18 protein-coding genes and 2 rRNA genes are annotated in these 16,269 nt (G+C 42.2%); 9 read left to right on the top strand and 11 right to left on the bottom strand.

Translation table 11 applies throughout. From position 1 onward, the window contains the following. Positions 1 to 10: 10 nt before the first annotated feature. The 9 genes from rrf (LG368_RS12715) (at position 11) to LG368_RS12755 (ending at position 6,298) form a co-directional block, all read left to right on the top strand. Positions 11 to 125, top strand: a 5S ribosomal RNA gene (gene rrf, locus LG368_RS12715). A 73-nt stretch (positions 126 to 198) separates the two neighbouring features. Beyond that, a 5S ribosomal RNA gene (rrf, locus tag LG368_RS12720) occupies positions 199 to 313 on the top strand. Positions 314 to 654: 341 nt separating this feature from the next. Further along, a complete protein-coding gene (gene ehuB, locus LG368_RS12725) occupies positions 655 to 1,455 on the top strand; it encodes an ectoine/hydroxyectoine ABC transporter substrate-binding protein EhuB (RefSeq protein WP_338086328.1) in 801 nt (266 codons plus the stop codon). 17 nt (positions 1,456 to 1,472) lie between these two features. After that, positions 1,473 to 2,135: an ectoine/hydroxyectoine ABC transporter permease subunit EhuC gene (gene ehuC / locus LG368_RS12730; protein WP_226755108.1), complete on the top strand. Its 663-nt coding sequence runs from the start codon at positions 1,473 to 1,475 to the stop codon at positions 2,133 to 2,135. After that, entirely contained in the window at positions 2,132 to 2,809 is a 678-nt protein-coding gene (gene ehuD / locus LG368_RS12735) for an ectoine/hydroxyectoine ABC transporter permease subunit EhuD (RefSeq protein ID WP_226755109.1), read from the top strand. Before ehuC ends, ehuD begins: the two co-directional genes overlap by 4 nt. Then, positions 2,806 to 3,582: an ectoine/hydroxyectoine ABC transporter ATP-binding protein EhuA gene (ehuA, locus tag LG368_RS12740; RefSeq protein ID WP_264194058.1), complete on the top strand. Its 777-nt coding sequence runs from the start codon at positions 2,806 to 2,808 to the stop codon at positions 3,580 to 3,582. The genes ehuD and ehuA overlap by 4 nt, the downstream gene beginning before the upstream one ends. Before the next feature lie 119 nt (positions 3,583 to 3,701). Further along, positions 3,702 to 4,412 carry a ZIP family metal transporter gene (locus LG368_RS12745; RefSeq protein WP_226755110.1) on the top strand — a complete coding sequence of 237 codons (711 nt, stop codon included), beginning with the start codon at positions 3,702 to 3,704 and terminating at the stop codon, positions 4,410 to 4,412. 84 nt (positions 4,413 to 4,496) lie between these two features. Next, positions 4,497 to 5,666, top strand: coding sequence for a benzoate/H(+) symporter BenE family transporter (locus LG368_RS12750; RefSeq protein ID WP_226755111.1), 1,170 nt, complete (start codon positions 4,497 to 4,499; stop codon positions 5,664 to 5,666). A gap of 14 nt (positions 5,667 to 5,680) precedes the next feature. Then, complete coding sequence (locus LG368_RS12755) at positions 5,681 to 6,298, top strand: GntR family transcriptional regulator (RefSeq protein WP_226755112.1); 618 nt, start codon at positions 5,681 to 5,683, stop codon at positions 6,296 to 6,298. A 10-nt stretch (positions 6,299 to 6,308) separates the two neighbouring features. On the opposite strand, the gene LG368_RS12760 is transcribed toward LG368_RS12755, so the two are convergent. The 11 genes from LG368_RS12760 to nadC all read right to left on the bottom strand — a co-directional run bounded on the left by LG368_RS12760 (position 6,309) and on the right by nadC (position 15,853). Continuing rightward, positions 6,309 to 6,995, bottom strand: coding sequence for a sensor histidine kinase (locus LG368_RS12760; protein ID WP_226755113.1), 687 nt, complete (start codon positions 6,993 to 6,995; stop codon positions 6,309 to 6,311). Position 6,996: 1 nt separating this feature from the next. Next, complete coding sequence (locus LG368_RS12765; RefSeq protein ID WP_226755114.1) at positions 6,997 to 8,208, bottom strand: response regulator; 1,212 nt, start codon at positions 8,206 to 8,208, stop codon at positions 6,997 to 6,999. Between the two features lie 26 nt (positions 8,209 to 8,234). Beyond that, the gene (gene yacG / locus LG368_RS12770; protein WP_226755115.1) at positions 8,235 to 8,459 is read right to left on the bottom strand and encodes a DNA gyrase inhibitor YacG; all 225 of its coding nucleotides are present in this window, start codon (positions 8,457 to 8,459) and stop codon (positions 8,235 to 8,237) included. Next, complete coding sequence (coaE, locus tag LG368_RS12775) at positions 8,449 to 9,063, bottom strand: dephospho-CoA kinase (RefSeq protein WP_226755116.1); 615 nt, start codon at positions 9,061 to 9,063, stop codon at positions 8,449 to 8,451. Before coaE ends, yacG begins: the two co-directional genes overlap by 11 nt. Continuing rightward, positions 9,039 to 9,851 (bottom strand): prepilin peptidase, encoded by an 813-nt coding sequence (locus LG368_RS12780; RefSeq protein WP_226755117.1) that lies wholly within the window; start codon positions 9,849 to 9,851, stop codon positions 9,039 to 9,041. The genes coaE and LG368_RS12780 overlap by 25 nt, the downstream gene beginning before the upstream one ends. A 1-nt stretch (position 9,852) precedes the next feature. After that, positions 9,853 to 10,917, bottom strand: a complete 1,065-nt coding sequence (locus LG368_RS12785; protein ID WP_226755118.1) for a type II secretion system F family protein — start codon at positions 10,915 to 10,917, stop codon at positions 9,853 to 9,855. Then, positions 10,898 to 11,860, bottom strand: coding sequence for a GspE/PulE family protein (locus tag LG368_RS12790; protein WP_226755119.1), 963 nt, complete (start codon positions 11,858 to 11,860; stop codon positions 10,898 to 10,900). Before LG368_RS12790 ends, LG368_RS12785 begins: the two co-directional genes overlap by 20 nt. A gap of 10 nt (positions 11,861 to 11,870) precedes the next feature. Further along, entirely contained in the window at positions 11,871 to 12,302 is a 432-nt protein-coding gene (locus LG368_RS12795) for a pilin (protein WP_226755120.1), read from the bottom strand. A gap of 85 nt (positions 12,303 to 12,387) precedes the next feature. Further along, the gene (locus LG368_RS12800; protein ID WP_226755121.1) at positions 12,388 to 12,678 is read right to left on the bottom strand and encodes a hypothetical protein; all 291 of its coding nucleotides are present in this window, start codon (positions 12,676 to 12,678) and stop codon (positions 12,388 to 12,390) included. A 122-nt stretch (positions 12,679 to 12,800) separates the two neighbouring features. Further along, positions 12,801 to 14,903, bottom strand: a complete 2,103-nt coding sequence (gene pta, locus LG368_RS12805; RefSeq protein WP_226755122.1) for a phosphate acetyltransferase — start codon at positions 14,901 to 14,903, stop codon at positions 12,801 to 12,803. Between the two features lie 98 nt (positions 14,904 to 15,001). Then, on the bottom strand, positions 15,002 to 15,853 hold the full coding sequence (gene nadC, locus LG368_RS12810; protein WP_226755123.1) for a carboxylating nicotinate-nucleotide diphosphorylase: 852 nt from the start codon (positions 15,851 to 15,853) through the stop codon (positions 15,002 to 15,004). Between the last annotated feature and the right edge of the window lie 416 nt (positions 15,854 to 16,269).

Below are 16,269 nucleotides of genomic sequence, written 5' to 3' on the forward strand. Positions count from 1 at the left end.
AACAGAATTGCTTGACGATCATAGAGGCGTTGAACCACCTGATCCCATCCCGAACTCAGAAGTGAAAAGCGCCATCGCCGATGGTAGTGTGGGGGATCCCATGTGAGAGTAGGTCGTCGTCAAGCTTAAGATTATACTAGCTAAGCTGGTAAGAGAATTAATTTAATGTGTCGATTGCATGTTAAATTTAACGATTTTCTTGATGATCACAGAGGCGTTGAACCACCTGATCCCATCCCGAACTCAGAAGTGAAAAGCGCCATCGCCGATGGTAGTGTGGGGGATCCCATGTGAGAGTAGGTCGTTATCAAGATTTAAATATAAACCCTGTACAGTGAAAACTGTACAGGGTTTTTTTATGCCATATTGTCATGTTTCGCTGCCTTTCATTCTTAGTCATTTATTATAAATCCCCTCCGACCCCTATAGATTTACGTTAACTTATTCTGTGCCATTATAATAAACCTTCTTTGAATATTTTTATTTTTGTATGTGTACTAAATATTACAGATCTAATTAATGCTTGATCATTTTTACCAATTTGTTTAGGGTAAAGGCGAATTTTGTAATTATTTATTCATTTTTCTAACAAATATGAGGTTTATTGTGAAAAGTATTTTCAGCAAATATGTTATATCTCTAATGAGTTTTTGCGTGGCGCTGTTCTCTGTAACAGCATCAGCAAGCACACTCGATAAGATCCAAGATGAAGGAAAAATAACCATAGGGGTCGCTAATGAAGTGCCTTATGGCTACACCACACCTGACGGTGAACCAGCGGGTGAAGCCCCAAGCATTGCTGTAAAAGTATTAAATGATTTAGGTGTAGATGATGTGAACGTTGTAGTCACAGAGTTTGGTTCTTTGATACCAGGTCTACGAGCTGGCCGTTTTGATGTCATCGCTGCAGGCATGTACATTACCCCTAAGCGCTGTATGCAGATTGCTTTCTCAAATCCGACTTACAGCATAGGCGAAGGCTTTTTAGTACAGAATGGTAATCCTAAAGCGCTTAATGGCTACGACGATATTAAAGCCAAGTCTGTGAAGTTTGGTGTGATGTCAGGTTCTGTAGAATACGGCTATGCACGAGATTTTGGTATTGCGATGAACAAAATCGTCACATTACCAGATTATCCATCTGGCGTTGCTGCTCTAAAGTCCGGTCGTATTGATGCACTTGGTGGTACTAGTTTGACAATGGCTTCTCTTGCTCAAAAAGACGATCGAGTAGAGTTAGCTCAACCTTTTACTCCTCTTATGATCGATGGTCAGTCGGTTAAAGGATACGGTGGCTTCGGTTTTCGTCCATCTGATACCGCGTTACGAAATGCTTTTAATGAGCAGTTAGAAGGTTTTATTGACACAGAAGAGCATATTGCATTGGTGACACCTTATGGTTTTGGTAAACATACGTCACCCGGTGACATGACAGCTAAAACACTGTGTGAATAAGCTTGAGGATTTAATGAATGGAATTTGGAGAAATTGTCTCCGTGTTGCTACAGGGTGCCATTGTTACTATTAAGATAGTAGCAATGGCACTGCCTCTCGCTACCATCATGGCCTTTGTATTTGGTTTAGTTCGACTGTATGCCCCCGCTCCTTTTAAACAAGTCGCTATCGTTTACATTGAATTTTTTCGTGGGACGTCAGCTTTAATTCAGTTGTACTGGATATATTTTGTTTTGCCTTTCTTTGGTATCACTATTGATGCCATGACAGCAGCAGTCGTTGCCCTCGGGTTAAATATTGGCTCGTACGGTACTGAAGTTGTCCGTGGGGCCATTCAGGCGGTACCGAAAGGTCAGTATGAAGCGTCCGTTGCGTTGAATTTCACTGCATCACAACGTTTATGGCGAGTGATCATGCCGCAGGCGCTTGTTAATATGATCCCCCCCTTTGGTAATTTAGCTATTGAACTGGTGAAAGCGACGTCTTTGGTTTCTTTGATCACAATTGGTGATTTGACGTTCAAAGCGAAGTCACTTGCTGACACGACATTACAAGTCGGCGAAATATTTGGCGTTGTCCTTGTGTTTTATTTTGTGATGGCGCAGGTGTTGATGCTGTTTATTAAGCGGCTTGAAAAGTACCTAAGTAAGGGTTTAGGTCGAGGAGGCTTTAGCTCATGAACGGATTTGATTGGGATTGGGCATTCACATGGGATGTATTACCAATGATATTGTCAGCGGCTAAGGTAACGCTATTGGCGACATTGTTAGGTAGTATTTTTGCAATCATTATGGGATTAGTCTTTGCTTTGTTGAGACGAAGCAAAAGTAGACTAACACGAACGAGTGTCTATTGGATTGTTGAATTCATTCGTAGTACGCCTTTATTAGTACAGATTTTCTTTTTGTACTACGTCATGCCTGAGTTTGGCATCAGTATGTCTCCTTTGGCGACGGGGGTATTTGCCCTGGGACTTCATTATGGTGCTTATTTATCAGAGGTCTTCCGAAGTGGTATTGATGGCATTGAAAAGGGCCAGTGGGAAGCGTCTAGAGCATTAAATCTATCGATAATTGATACCTACCGCGATATTGTTCTGCCTCAGGCGATCCGCCCCATGATTCCTGCGACAGGGAATTATATTATTGCGATGTTTAAAGAAACTCCACAACTGTCTGCAATTACACTGTTAGAAATGTTGCAAATGGCCAAGATTATTGGTTCAGAAAATTTCAGATATTTGGAGCCATTTACGCTGGTTGGTCTATTGTATCTAGTGTTCAGTATTGTCGCTGCTTATGGCATTTATCAAATAGAGAAACGTTTTCCAAAAGAAGGATTTAGCCTGAAATGAGTGCGCCTATTATTGAATTTAAAAATGTAAAAAAATGCTTTGGCGATACAGTTATCTTCAGTGACTTTAATTTTAAGGTAGAGGAAAACGAAATTGTATCGATCATTGGACCAAGCGGCTCAGGCAAGAGTACCTTGTTGCGTATTTTAATGACGTTGGAAGGAATCGATGGTGGTTATATAAATGTTGCTGGTGAATCACTATGGCATATGCCTTGGCAAGGGCAATACGTTCCTGCCAATAGCAAGCATCTTCATAAAATGCGCAATCACTTAGGGATGGTATTTCAGCACTTTAACCTTTTTCCTCATATGACAGTGAAACGAAATATTACTGAAGCGCCAATGCGTGTCAAAGGTGTTTCTCGTCAAGATGCTGAAGAGTTAGCCGAAAAGCTTCTTGCTTTAGTAGGGCTGGCGGATAAAGCGGACAGTTATCCAAACGACTTATCAGGTGGGCAAAAACAACGTGTCGGTATCGCAAGGGCTTTGGCTATGAAGCCCTCTATTTTACTGCTGGATGAGATTACCTCAGCTTTAGATCCTGAACTTGTAGATGAGGTACTGGATGTCATTAGAAACTTAGTTAAAGAAGAAAGCTTTACCATGTTGCTCGTTACTCACGAGATGTATTTTGCTCGTGAAATCAGTGACAGAGTGTGCTTCTTTGATAAAGGGGCGATTGTTGAAGAGGGTGAGCCAGAGATTATATTTACTGCGCCAAAAGAAGAGCGTACAAAAGCTTTTTTGAATGCCTATATTGGTCAGTCTTAATCGTTTAAAAGTATGTTTTTTAAACAGTAAAGCGTCCATATTTGGGCGCTTTTTTATTGCATGGCAATTATAATATTTCATATCGATAGTGTTGATGTAATTAATAAAGAGCATATTAAATGACCCCTTTGTACAGTGTTATATTTTTGACGTTGTTTGCTGGCCTGGCAATGCCCTTAGGCGCACTTATTGCTCATTTTGAGCGTATTAAGCCACAATGGCTGGAAGCTGAATTGATGCACGGTGTTACAGCATTCGGTGGAGGAGCGTTATTGTCGGCCATTGCTTTAGTATTGGTCCCGGATGGCGTTAAGCATTTTTCACCAATCTCAGCTGTATTGCTATTCTTAGCGGGTGGTTTTGTTTTTATGGTGATCGATATTCAATTGTCTAAAAGCAAGGCGTCTATGAGCCAGTTGATTGCTATGTTATCTGACTTTATTCCTGAGTCGATCGCATTAGGCGCCGCTTTTGCTCTAGGTTCAAAAAATGGTGTGCTTCTAGCCTCATTGATTGCAATGCAGAATCTACCTGAAGGCTTTAACGCCTACAGGGAATTGCGGTCTTCCTCTCACTATCGGCCATTTTGTATCATTTTAAGTTTCGTCATATTGGCATTATCTGGACCACTCGCAGGTGTTATTGCTCACTTGTGGTTATCAGAATGGCCCTCGGTTATTTCTGGAATAATGTTGTTTGCGTCTGGTGGTATTTTATACGCTGTTTTCCAGGATATCGCGCCACAAGCTGTTTTAGAGAAGCACTGGGCACCACCAATGGGGGCTGTTATGGGCTTTGCATTAGGCTTGGCTGGTTACATGATCGTGTAAAGTGTTTAAATGCTTAAAAATGTATACATTTATTGTTTGGTTGAATTATAGTTATCTGATTTTTCTGTATTAGTAGAGTTAATAATGGGTACTGTTATTAAAGATATGAGTTTGAGTGCATTTGTAGCGGGGTTTGTGGCTGTGCTCATTGGTTTTTCCAGTTCGGTGGCTATCGTGTTCCAAGCGGCACGGGCTGCTGGCGCGGATTCGTCTTTAATTGTTTCTTGGATTATGGCGCTTGGTCTTGGTATGGGAGCAACGTGTTTTTTTCTTTCCTTGTGGTACAAGTCTCCTGTAATAACAGCATGGTCAACACCAGGAGCGGCGTTATTGGCAACGAGTTTGGACAATATTAGTTATGCAGAAGCAATTGGAGTATTTGTTTTTGCAGGCTTGCTAACAGTGATAACGGGGATTTCGGGACTGTTTGATAAGGTGATGCGACTTGTTCCATTACAGCTTGCTTGTGCAATGCTCGCGGGGGTGTTGTTTAAGTTTGGTTTATCAATTTTCGATTCTATGATGAGCGATGTTTTATTGGTTAGCACTATGTTATTGACCTACCTAGTTAGTAAACAAGTCATTCCTCGTTATTCAATATTACTTGTTTTAGTGGTGGGGGTCGTGATGGTGTTAGGGCGTTCTGATGAGAGTTTGATGAGTGGAATCCCTTTTGAACTTGGTCGGTTCTTATGGGTATGGCCAGAATGGAATTTGGGAGCATTGGTCGGTATTGGTGTGCCTTTATACATTGTTACCATGACGTCTCAAAATATCCCCGGTGTTGCTGTTATGCGCAGTAGTGGTTATAACACACCGGTTTCGCCACTTATTAGTTGGACGGGTGTTACTTCTGTGCTTTTGGCTCCTTTGGGTGGTTTTGCGTTTAATTTAGCGGCGATTACGGCGGCCATTTGTTCTGGAAATGAGTGCCACAAAGACCCTAAGCGCCGCTACATTGCTGGGTTGTCTGCAGGTATTTTTTATTGGTTGGCCGGTCTGGCAGGTACATCTGTTGTCGCTTTGTTTTCAATTTTTCCTTCGACAATGATTTCTGCTTTAGCTGGAATTGCTTTGTTGGGAACAATTGGGATGAATCTGAAAAGCGCCATAGCTGATGATGAAAACCGAGAAGCTGCCTTAATTACTTTTTTAGTCACAGTTTCGGGAGTGTCGTTTTTAGAAATAGCGTCGGCTTTCTGGGGAATTTTATTTGGTGCTATTTGTCTATTAATCTCAAAAATTAAAAGGTAGCAAATGAGTAGATAATGGATATAAGTCAGCGAATTAAAGAGGATATTTTAAACAGTAAGTTGCCGAGAGGTGTCCCGTTGCGGCAAGTTGTACTGTCAGAACAGTATGGAGTAAGTCGGATTCCTATAAGAGATGCGCTTCTGTCTTTAAAAGTAGAAGGGTGGCTTGTTCCACACGGTAAAGCAGGCGTAATGATACCTGATTTAAACTGGAAAGAAGCAGAAGATCTCTCTTTAATGCGTGCTGAGCTTGAGTGTCTGTTATTGGATATGGCATTTGGTTGCATTCTGCCGGAAGATATCGCTAAGGCGAGATGCTTAACAAATAGGCTAAACGAGCCTCAGCTAAGTCTTATTGGGCGAGGTGAGCTTAATTGGCTTTTTCACCACACACTATATTCTCCCGCTAACAGACCCGCTTTACATCGCGTTGTTGAGGGTCTTAATAAGCAGGCAATACGCTATTTAGGCTTTCAATATGGGCCGCTAGGTTATCGACAGAAAAGCCAAAACCAACATGAAGTTTTACTCAATTTTATTGAGTCCGGCAACAAAACCGATGCAATTGACTGCTTAAGGCAACATATATTGCACGCGGGAACTCTACTATCAAATTATCTAAAAGCAATGTAACGCTGTTTACTCACAGGTCATGTATGAAGTCATCTTGGGCTTGAGGTAGGTAAATCTGCAAACTAGCACCGCCTAGTAAATCCGATTTTTGTTTTTTAAGAGAGCCTATATTATCGGCCACAACATGAGCTGATGCAGAAAGTTCAGCAAAATATAACCCTAAGCCAGTATTATTCTCAAGGAATGCTTCCTCTGACTCTTTAGTGGATGAAAATCCTTGTCCGTCATCTTCTATGGAAAGGACGATGAAATCATCTTGCTTTTTGGCACTGATTATAATCTTTGATTTTGCAAAGCGTAGAGCGTTGTAAACGGCTGTACTGACCACAGCGGTCATTAATCTTTCATCAAAAGCGCCTGTGAGTCCTTCATCACATTGATATTCCAGCGCCAAATTTTTTGCATTTGCAGAGGGCTGTAAAGCGAAAACTTGGTCATCAAGGAATTCTTCCAACAATAAGGTATCAACATGAAGATCGTAGCCGTCTGAAGCCAAGCGATACAAGTAAAGATACTCAACCCACTCATCGTTGAGTTTTTTTAATGACTCTTCAATGGTAATGACTTTTTTCCGATTAGTGTCATTTGAGCCAATGGTCTCTTTAAGTCCTTGTAGCTGATAAAGCAAAGTGCCTACTTGGTTTTTACTTTCGTGTATTGCGCTGGCTAGGATGGTACTGATGTCTAGTTTTTTCACTTTAACCCTCAAAAGCTGATTTATACATGAGTGTTTGTCGTTTTGTCGGTGCATTTGACAGTCCGGAATCAACCTCTTTTAGCCAATGTTCGAAAATGTCTTGTGCTCCGAGCAAGTCATGGTCAGCAAGGTGAACGTCGATATCATATCCGTATGTTTTTGCTCTTGTGTCCGGGTCATCAAAGAAGCCGTCATGTATTTTTTTGAGCGTATTATTAAACAGCTCTCGTTGGCGAGAAGACAGAGGATCAGAGGATGACAAGAATACAAGAGACTGTAAGTGATTTAAATAAACCTCAACAGTGTTATAGCATGAATGTCTCGCTAAGAAAACAGAACGACGATACGCCATTTCTGCCGCGGTATAATCTTTAATACTGGTACTTACATGACCAAGTTCAATTTGACGAAGAATGTTTTTTGGTGACTTTCCCACCGCCTCGATGAGTGCTTTTTGGGCGTCCTCCGGTCTGCCTTGTAAAACAAGAATTTTCGCTAACCAATCGTAAGCACTAACAAAAAATCTGTTATCTAGCATGAGCTGACGAAAGCTCTGTTCTGATTTTTCAAGCTCATTCATAAAGAAATACGCTTTTGCTTTACCAAATAGAGCCCAAGGCATCTTACGGTTTTTCAATATGTGATTAAACAAAGAGAGGGCTTTTGAATAAGATTTAAGCTCAATAAGAGACTCACCTATGATGCGCTCACATTTGCCTTTTAGCGCTGGGTTATTTTCCATCACTACTTTGGCGGCTTCGATGGCGGCTTCATAGTCTTCATTATCAAGGGCAATATTAACAGCATAGAGCTTTTGTTTAGTCTCTAAGAGTTTATTTAATCGTCTTTGAAGTAAAGCTTGTGAAAAGGGCTTTGTAATATAGCCATCCGGTTGATATTCAATCGCCCCCATGACCATTTCTATGGAAGTTTCTGCTGTGACCATAAGATAAGTGGCAGTATTGGATATCAGTTTAGAGTGCCTGACTTCCTCAAGTAGCTGTTGGCCGTCTTTGCCCTTGCCTAAATTGTAGTCAGAGAGAATAAGATCAAACGTTTGGTTTTGCAGAAGCTCAACGGCTGTTTCTGCCTTCATTGCTATCTCTATAGAGTTAAAGCCAAAATCCGTCAGCATTTTCCTCTGCATGATTCGTGCTTCGGCCATATCTTCGATGATCAGAGCTTTTTTCTTTGATAAATCGTGTGGTGCCATAGAGAGTCACATTCCATGTTAAATAATTATAAAAAGCGTTTGTTAGGGTCAATTTTTAGATCTTCTGAGAAAACTTCATCTTCTTCAGAATCTTGTTGTGGAATGGCATACGTTTCGTTTGCCCACGCTCCTAGGTCTATCAATTTACACCGATGGCTACAAAACGGCCTATCCGGGTTCTCTGAAGACCAAGGCGATTTTTTTTGGCAAGTGGGGCACGCAATTAAGGTAGTTGACTGGCTATTTAACATGAATTGACTCTAATACTTTTTGGTGTATCTTTAGGACTTTATCATTCATGTTGTCGAGAGTGCCAGAATTTTCAAGTTGATAGTCTGCTCTTTTCAGTCTTTCTTCATTGCTGAGTTGTGCTGCAAGGATTTTCTTTGCCGATTCAACGCTAACATTATCTCTCAATGTCACTCGTTCGAGTTGAACCTGTTCCGTTGTATCGATTGCGATCACGCGATAACACTGCTTGTTTTGTTGCGTCTCAAACAAGAGTGGGTGGACTAATAAAACATATTCAGAGGAAGCGTTACTAAGTTGCTTGAACGTTTCTTCACGAATGGCAGGGTGAGTCAATGACTCAAGCCAGACTCTTTCCTCTGGGACATCAAAGATAATCTTTCTTAATACTGAACGATTCAGCGATCCATCTTCTTGTATCACTTTTTCGCCAAAGTGTTCACGGATAGCAGACAAACAAGGTGTTCCTGGTTTAACGACCAACCTTGCAATATCGTCAACATCAACACTTTGAATGCCCAATTTATTGAAGCAGCGAGCAATGGTGCTTTTGCCTGATCCGATGCCACCAGCCAGACCGATTATAGGAGGGGATGTTCTTTCCATAGGGATGAATAAAATACCAATATGGCTGAAAAAATTAAAAACGGGCCGAATGCCACTTTCCTCTGAACCGTTTTTTTGTGCGCTAAAGAATAAAAAAGACCGCTTACACTTGCATAGAGTAACAAAGTGGGGAGCGCAGTAATACCTAACCAAGCCCCTAGTGCAGCAACAAGTTTTGCATCTCCTAGCCCAATAGCTTCAATATTTCTTGTTACCAGAAAAAACCAACGCAGTGAGGTGATGAGAAAAAAGCCTATTATCATAGCAATGATATGCTCTGATGTTGTATTGGTATCAATAGATACTAACAATGCTACAGATGCCGTTATTAAGCTGCATTCATCAGGTAACAGTTTGTATTTTATATCAATCGTAGCGGCACTGATAAGAGCGCTCAGAATAATTATGTGTGCAATTCGTTGACTAATGTCGTCAATGAGCCAGATAAGAGGCATACAACACAAAAAATGTGCCCCCTCAATAAAAACGTACTGAAAAGAAATGCGTTTTTTGCAATGCCGACATCGGCCCATCAGTGCAATAAAGCTAAAAATAGGAATCAGTTCCTTCCAGCTTAATGGATGATGACAATGCATGCAGTGAGAGCGAGTCTTGGAAAGGCTATTTGGCTTTTCTTCTGTAAAGGGGAGATCAAGACATTGGTGTGCCTCTTTTCGCCATAAGTAATGAGTTTTAATCGGCCATCGAGCACTAAACGCTGCAGTGAAACTGCCTAGGGAAAGAATAAGCAAGATGAAGAAGCCAATAGACAATATAGAGATCGACATACTAAGGCACCTCCATGAGAGGGGCGTAAAGAGTAACGAGGGCTGATGCCACCACGCCACCGGCGATGATGAGGCACAGAGCTGGTATTAACTTTTCTAATAGGGCGATGTTTGACTGCCATTGTCTTTCGTGCTGACTTTCTGCGAGGGTCAGTGCTCTTTCGATATCACCATCCTGCTCTGCAGAATGAAGGGCAATGGCTGATTCTCGTGGAAACCAATGTGGCGGAAAGCTTTCAGAGTAGTGTTTGCCCAGTTTAAGCGTGTAATAAACACCGAGAATTTCCCGCTTAGTCGGTTCATGCTGAAAGTAGCTTGACATTGTCTTTACTGCTTGCTGAAGCGTGATGCCCGTTGCTCTTGTCGTGCTCAAGAGTGAAAAAAGCTTTGTTAAACGAAAGTTCTGACTAAACCGCTCAAGCCAATAGCAGGCTCCACCTTTATTGAGACTGTTTATGGTCAGTAATTGAGCAAAGCTAAATAGGGTATACAGCACGCTATCGCCAATAAGCTGTATGAAAAGTGGTACATCGGAAGTGCTTTGTAATGCACGATTCGCAATCAGGATAAGTAACGCGATTTGCATAATACTAAAGGGGTAAATGAGGGCTTTAAGCAAACGCTGTGACCAATTCAACAAGGAATCAAGCTGTGAAATGGACAAGCTGAGGCTCTTATCACAGTCTTCACGAGTGCCGTTTGCATTTAAGAGGTAGCAATAAGGTTGTGCCAAAGGGAGTGTCAGTTTACTCAGTGCGTTATTGAAACTAACGCCATATTCCAGTTCGCTCAGCAGGGCTTGACTAATTTTACCCATGTTTTTATGGGAGTTAGAGGACGAGAAATGTTCTAACGCCTCGTTAAGTTGCAGCCCCGAGCCTAAAGCGCTTTGTAATTCTTTATAAAAGACATTCAGTGATTTGTAATCAAATTTTTTCGGGTGCCATCGAGTGGCTGATAGGTGCCACAAGCCTTGTTTTGCGTATTCGTAAAAGAGAGTATTGACTTCATCTGCGTATCGGTAATCGCTCGTCTTACCCTGAAGTTTAATATGATACCAAGGCATTCTTTTCCTCCGCTACGTCGTTTTGATGGTGAAAAGCTTGCCACAGTGAGGGAGAAGCAATCAGTGTTTCATAGTCCTTTGGTAGGGTATCTTCCCAGAGCGGGCGCAAGCCATGAAAGGCGGGTCGTTGAGAAGTCGTCTTATACAGCATAGACTGATGAATGATTAATTTTAGTGAACTGGCTAAAGAAAAGAAGTCAACTTGCCAGCCGTAGCATCGATGAATGGCATCTAAGGCCGAGTTAGTGTGGAGTGTGGCCAACACTAGGTGTCCCGTAAGTGAGGCATTCACCGCTAGGTTGGCCGTAATTGCGTCACGAATCTCGCCGACCATAATGACATCGGGATCTTGTCTTAGAAAAGACTTTAGCAAAGCCGCTGAATCCAGTCCGATGGATAGGTTAGGCTCACACTGAAACAGTCCTGATATTTCGTATTCCACGGGGTCTTCTATGGTGAAGATGGTTTTTCTTCCCGTATTTAACTTTTCTAAGCAAGAATAGAGGGTAGTACTTTTACCGGCCCCTGTTGCCCCACAGACCAAGATCAGTCCACTAGGTTGATCGAGTGAGCCGTAAAGAGCGTTAAGAAGTGGTGGCTGTATACCAATCTGAGACAGAGCTAAGCGGCTTTTATCTGGAAGTAACCGTAAGGCGATCTTTTCACCTTTCACTGTTGCAATGATGCTGACACGAACAAAAGTCCGTCTTCCTGTCTCCGAAAATAAAAACTGGCCTTCTTGAGTACGACGTGTTTCAGACAGATCCAAGTTAGCACGCATTTTAATACGGTTGATGAGATGGGTTTCTTTTGACACCTCGGCAACATATTGAATTTTTCCAAAACAGCGTTGAGAAATATGTATTGCAGTAGGGGTGTGCTCTATATGGATATCACTTGCAGACTGGCTAATTGCCGCCGACATGATTTCTTCTAATGTCATGTCGTCTCTCCTATTCTGCTAATGCAGTACATTTTGCGGGTAAAATATTTGCATCAAGATCGGACGTGCATTGCCAGTTTCTGTTGGTGTCACGGGTATAGGTAAGATAAGCGTTTTCAGCGATACCAGTGCTTTTATTCAGGGTGACTTTAAGACCATTGCTCTCTGTAATGGCGATCGTTTTGGCTATTGAATCATCAGAAAGGGTTTGTTTAACGGCATTAAAGTCGTCTACGGAAGGAAAATCCCCGTTTAGTAGAATGAACTCTTCAATTAGGGATTGGTGTTGTGTGGCAAGGTTTTGAGCTTCGAGAAGATTGGCTTTGGCAATCTGACGGGTAAACGTTGGTGCGGTTAGGCTGGCAAGAATAGAAATGATGGCAATAACAACCATTAATTCTAATAAGGTAAATCCACGCATGGATAGAGGGGATAATTTCATTCTTCACTCCTTGAAGATTTATATTGAATAGCATCCTGCTACACACTCAAATTATTTGAGTCACATAAGATTATAGGGTTTTACTTTAAAAGTCTTTTTTTAATATGCTTTCGCCATCTGAATCAATATCTCTGGATGGATTGTTCTCCTCTGCCTGTTGACGTTCAATATTTTTCTTATCTTGCTTCAGAAGAGCCTGTGCTTCTTCTGACAAAGTAACAATCAAATCGCTGGTGGCTCTTGCATTAAGCGCATTATTCGCTGCTGATCGTGTATCTTCATCTGAACGTAAGTCATAGGTAGTATAACCTGGCGTCGTGACGTTAGCCGAGCTCAGGTTGGATAGTGCAATAGTATGAGGAATGCTACCTGACATAATGAATACCTACTTACAGAGTATAAGAAAATATTAGTCAAGGAATCTTGGTTTGTCCACTTTTTAAGCAGTAAGGAAAGTGACTTTCAGTCTTTTGCCTAAAAAGTGGACGTCTATACCTATTATCTTTTGCGGTCGTTGCTGTCGGCTTGAATGGCTGTTACGGCAATTGTATGGACGATGTCATCAACAGATGCATTTCGCGACAAATCGTTCACGGGCTTCTTGATGCCTTGAAGCATAGGGCCAATACTCACAACATCGGCACTACGTTGTACGGCTTTGTAGGTTGTATTGCCTGTATTCAGATCAGGGAAAACAAATACGGTCGCCTTACCAGCTACCTTACTATTCGGTGCTTTACGTTTTGCGACACTTTCCATAATGGCGGCATCGTATTGTAACGGGCCGTCAATGAGTAGGTCAGGTCGCAATTTCTGGGCAATGCTTGTCGCTTTTCTGACTTTATCGACATCGTTGCCTGCTCCACGACCGCCCGTGCTGTAGCTGATCATGGCAACTTTTGGTGTAATCCCAAAGGCGGCCGCTGAGTCTGCGCTTTGAATGGCAATTTCTGCCAGCTGTTCAGCGGTAGGGTCAGGGTTAATGACACAATCACCATAAACTAATACTTGGTCGGGTAAGCACATGAAAAATACAGAAGAAACTAAACTAGAGTCGGGAGTGGTCTTAATGAGCTGTAATGCAGGGCGAATGGTATTCGCAGTAGGGTGTGCCGCGCCAGAAACCAATCCATCTACATCGCCAACTTGTAGCATCATGGTGCCCAGTACAACGTCATCGGCAAGTTGCTCTCTTGCTACGATATCCGTAAGACTACGGCTTTTTCTCAGTTCAACCATTGGTGCAATGTAGCGTTCACGTACTTTATTTGGATCAAGAATGTTCACAGCATCATTCAATTCAATGCCATTGTTTTGGGCAATGCGGAGAATTTCAGTCTTATCACCTAGAAGAGTGCATCGAGCAATGCCGCGCTCTGCACAAATAGAAGCGGCTTGGATAACGCGTACTTCTTCACCTTCAGGGAGTAAGATATGCTTATCGAGTGATTTAGCCAACTCAATAAGACGAAAACGAAAAGCAGGTGGGGAGAGCTTTCTTTCATCTTGATTAAGAGCAAAAGAATTTACCCAATCATGATCTATACAGCGAGCAATGTGTTCTTTCACCATTAACACACGTTCTTTATCATCCGTCGGAATTTCTTGATTAAACGACTGCATATTAATCACGGTTTCCCAACTGTTTGATCCAACAGACAGAACAGGTAATCCTTTTGCCATGGCTTTTCCGCATAAAGACATCAAGGCTTCGCTAGGTTGGTAGCCCCCTGTAACAACGAGTGCCGCGATTTTGATATCGTTCAGTGCTGCGATGGCCGTTGCCATGATAATGTCAGTTCTGTCACCAGGGGTAAAAACTAAAACGCCTGGTCTCAATGCTTCAAGCATGTTTTCGACACCACGAGCGCACAGTGTGTAAGATTGCACTCGGCGTGTATCCATTTCACCTGCGTTAACAATACTAGCGCCTAAAAACTCTGCTACGTCTTTTACTCGTGGGTAGGTAAGTTCCTCCGCGCTTGGGATCTGGCCGAGCAAGCTGAAATTACGCTTAAAGATACTTTTTTGTGCAAACAAGTCACCGTATGACTTCATACCCAAGGAGCCTGGTGTTGTTTTATTGAGAATGCAACCAATCACATCATCCGCTTTAATACCACCGTATGAACCGGCGGCAATTTCAACATGATGTTCTAGTTCATTCACTTTCATTTTATTAGGTGCGGTAACAAGTACTAAACCTGCGTCTAATGTACGAGCAATGGCTTTGTTCAGTCTTGTTGCATAAGGGTGACCAGCAATCTGAGCAAGACCTTCAACAATAACCGTCGAACCCGGCTCAACACTCGCCTGAAATCGACCAACGATTTCTTCCATAAGTTCATCGATGTTATCGTTATAGAGGTAACGCTCTGCTTCATGTAAAGGAATTGGCTCAGCAGGACGAAGAGTGGAACCTTGAGCAACCATTGCCGTTGATTTGTCTGGGCCTTTGTCACCCGGCTGTGGCTGTGCAATCGGCTTGAAAAAGCTGGCTTTTAGTCCTTGTTGCTCCAGTGCGCGAACAAGACCAACTGAGACAGACGTTAAGCCGACACCTGGGCCGGTAGGAACCGTCATAAGTACATTTATTGGCATATCTTCTGTGTCCTGAGTGAGTCCATTATTAAGAGCATGGCATTAGTTGCTGTTGGAGTAAACGAATCGTAACAGGCGTTACCAAGTTTTATCAATTTTTATTGGTCTATTAATACTCTCATAGACAAGTCGATGGCGTGAACGTGCTTAGTGAGCGCACCGATAGAAACAAAATCGACCCCAGTTGAGGCAACGTTAAGCAATTGTTCTTGGCTCATATTGCCTGACGCTTCAAATTTCACTTGCCCTTTGAAACGATCAACGGCGGTTCTCATATTGTCGTAAGAGAAGTTATCAAGCATGATGATATCGGCACCGGCAGAAACCGCCATGGCAACTTCATCGAGGTTTTCTGTTTCGACTTCGATTGTTTTGCCAGGCGCAATTTTTTGCGCCATCGCGACGGCATTGCTGATAGAGCCTGCGGCCATGATGTGGTTCTCTTTGATCAAAAAAGCATCATAAAGCCCCATGCGATGGTTTTGACCACCGCCAACGGTGACGGCATATTTTTGTGCCTGACGCATGCCCGGCAGCGTTTTTCGTGTGTCTAAAATGCGTAGTGAGGTGCCATCAACAATACGGCAGTACTCCTGCGTAATCGTTGCTGTGTAAGACAAGGTTTGTAAGAAGTTTAACGCTGTACGTTCACCGGTCAAAATAGTGCGAGCATGCCCAGTAATCGTTAGAAAAGGTTGGTTTGCGGTAAGCACGTCTCCGTCTTGACAATGCCAAGTGAGAGTGACGTCCCCTTTGAGTTGAGCAAAAACACTGTCCACCCAAGCTTGACCGCACAGAATGGCTTTTTCGCGACTGATAACGGTTGCTTTAATACGCTGTTCTTCCGGTATGAGTTGTGCGGTGATATCGCCTGAACCAATATCTTCTTCTAACGCGAAATGCACTTGTGATTCGATGTGCTGCTTGAGAAGAGCGTCTAGAGAAGTCATGTATTGTCCTAATGATGCGCAAAAATAATCATCTATTGTAACGCCATATTTTAAATGAGTCAGTGCTGTTTTTTGGGATAATTCTTGTTTTGCATGATCTTTTTCCCAGCAAGTTGCACTTGTACACAAGTTTTTTAACGATAAAAAAGCCACCTTGTCAAAAAACGATAGTATTCATGCAGGCTATGTAATTCATAAATTTTATGAATTACACTCTATTTTTATTGTGTTTGATAAGGTTAGAATAGTTCAATACGAATATCAGATTACTTTCAGTGCATAATGACTATTTTTGAATCAGTCTTGTGCATTGTAATCTTAACGTATATGGCTAGGCGGCACTGAGTTAAGGTGTTAGTCTAATGTCGAATCTAGGCGATAGAGTGAAAGATCCAGCAAGTTGCTGTGTCTTTTTA

The organism is Marinomonas algarum, from assembly GCF_020532605.1.
Classification (GTDB): Bacteria; Pseudomonadota; Gammaproteobacteria; order Pseudomonadales; family Marinomonadaceae; genus Marinomonas; species Marinomonas algarum.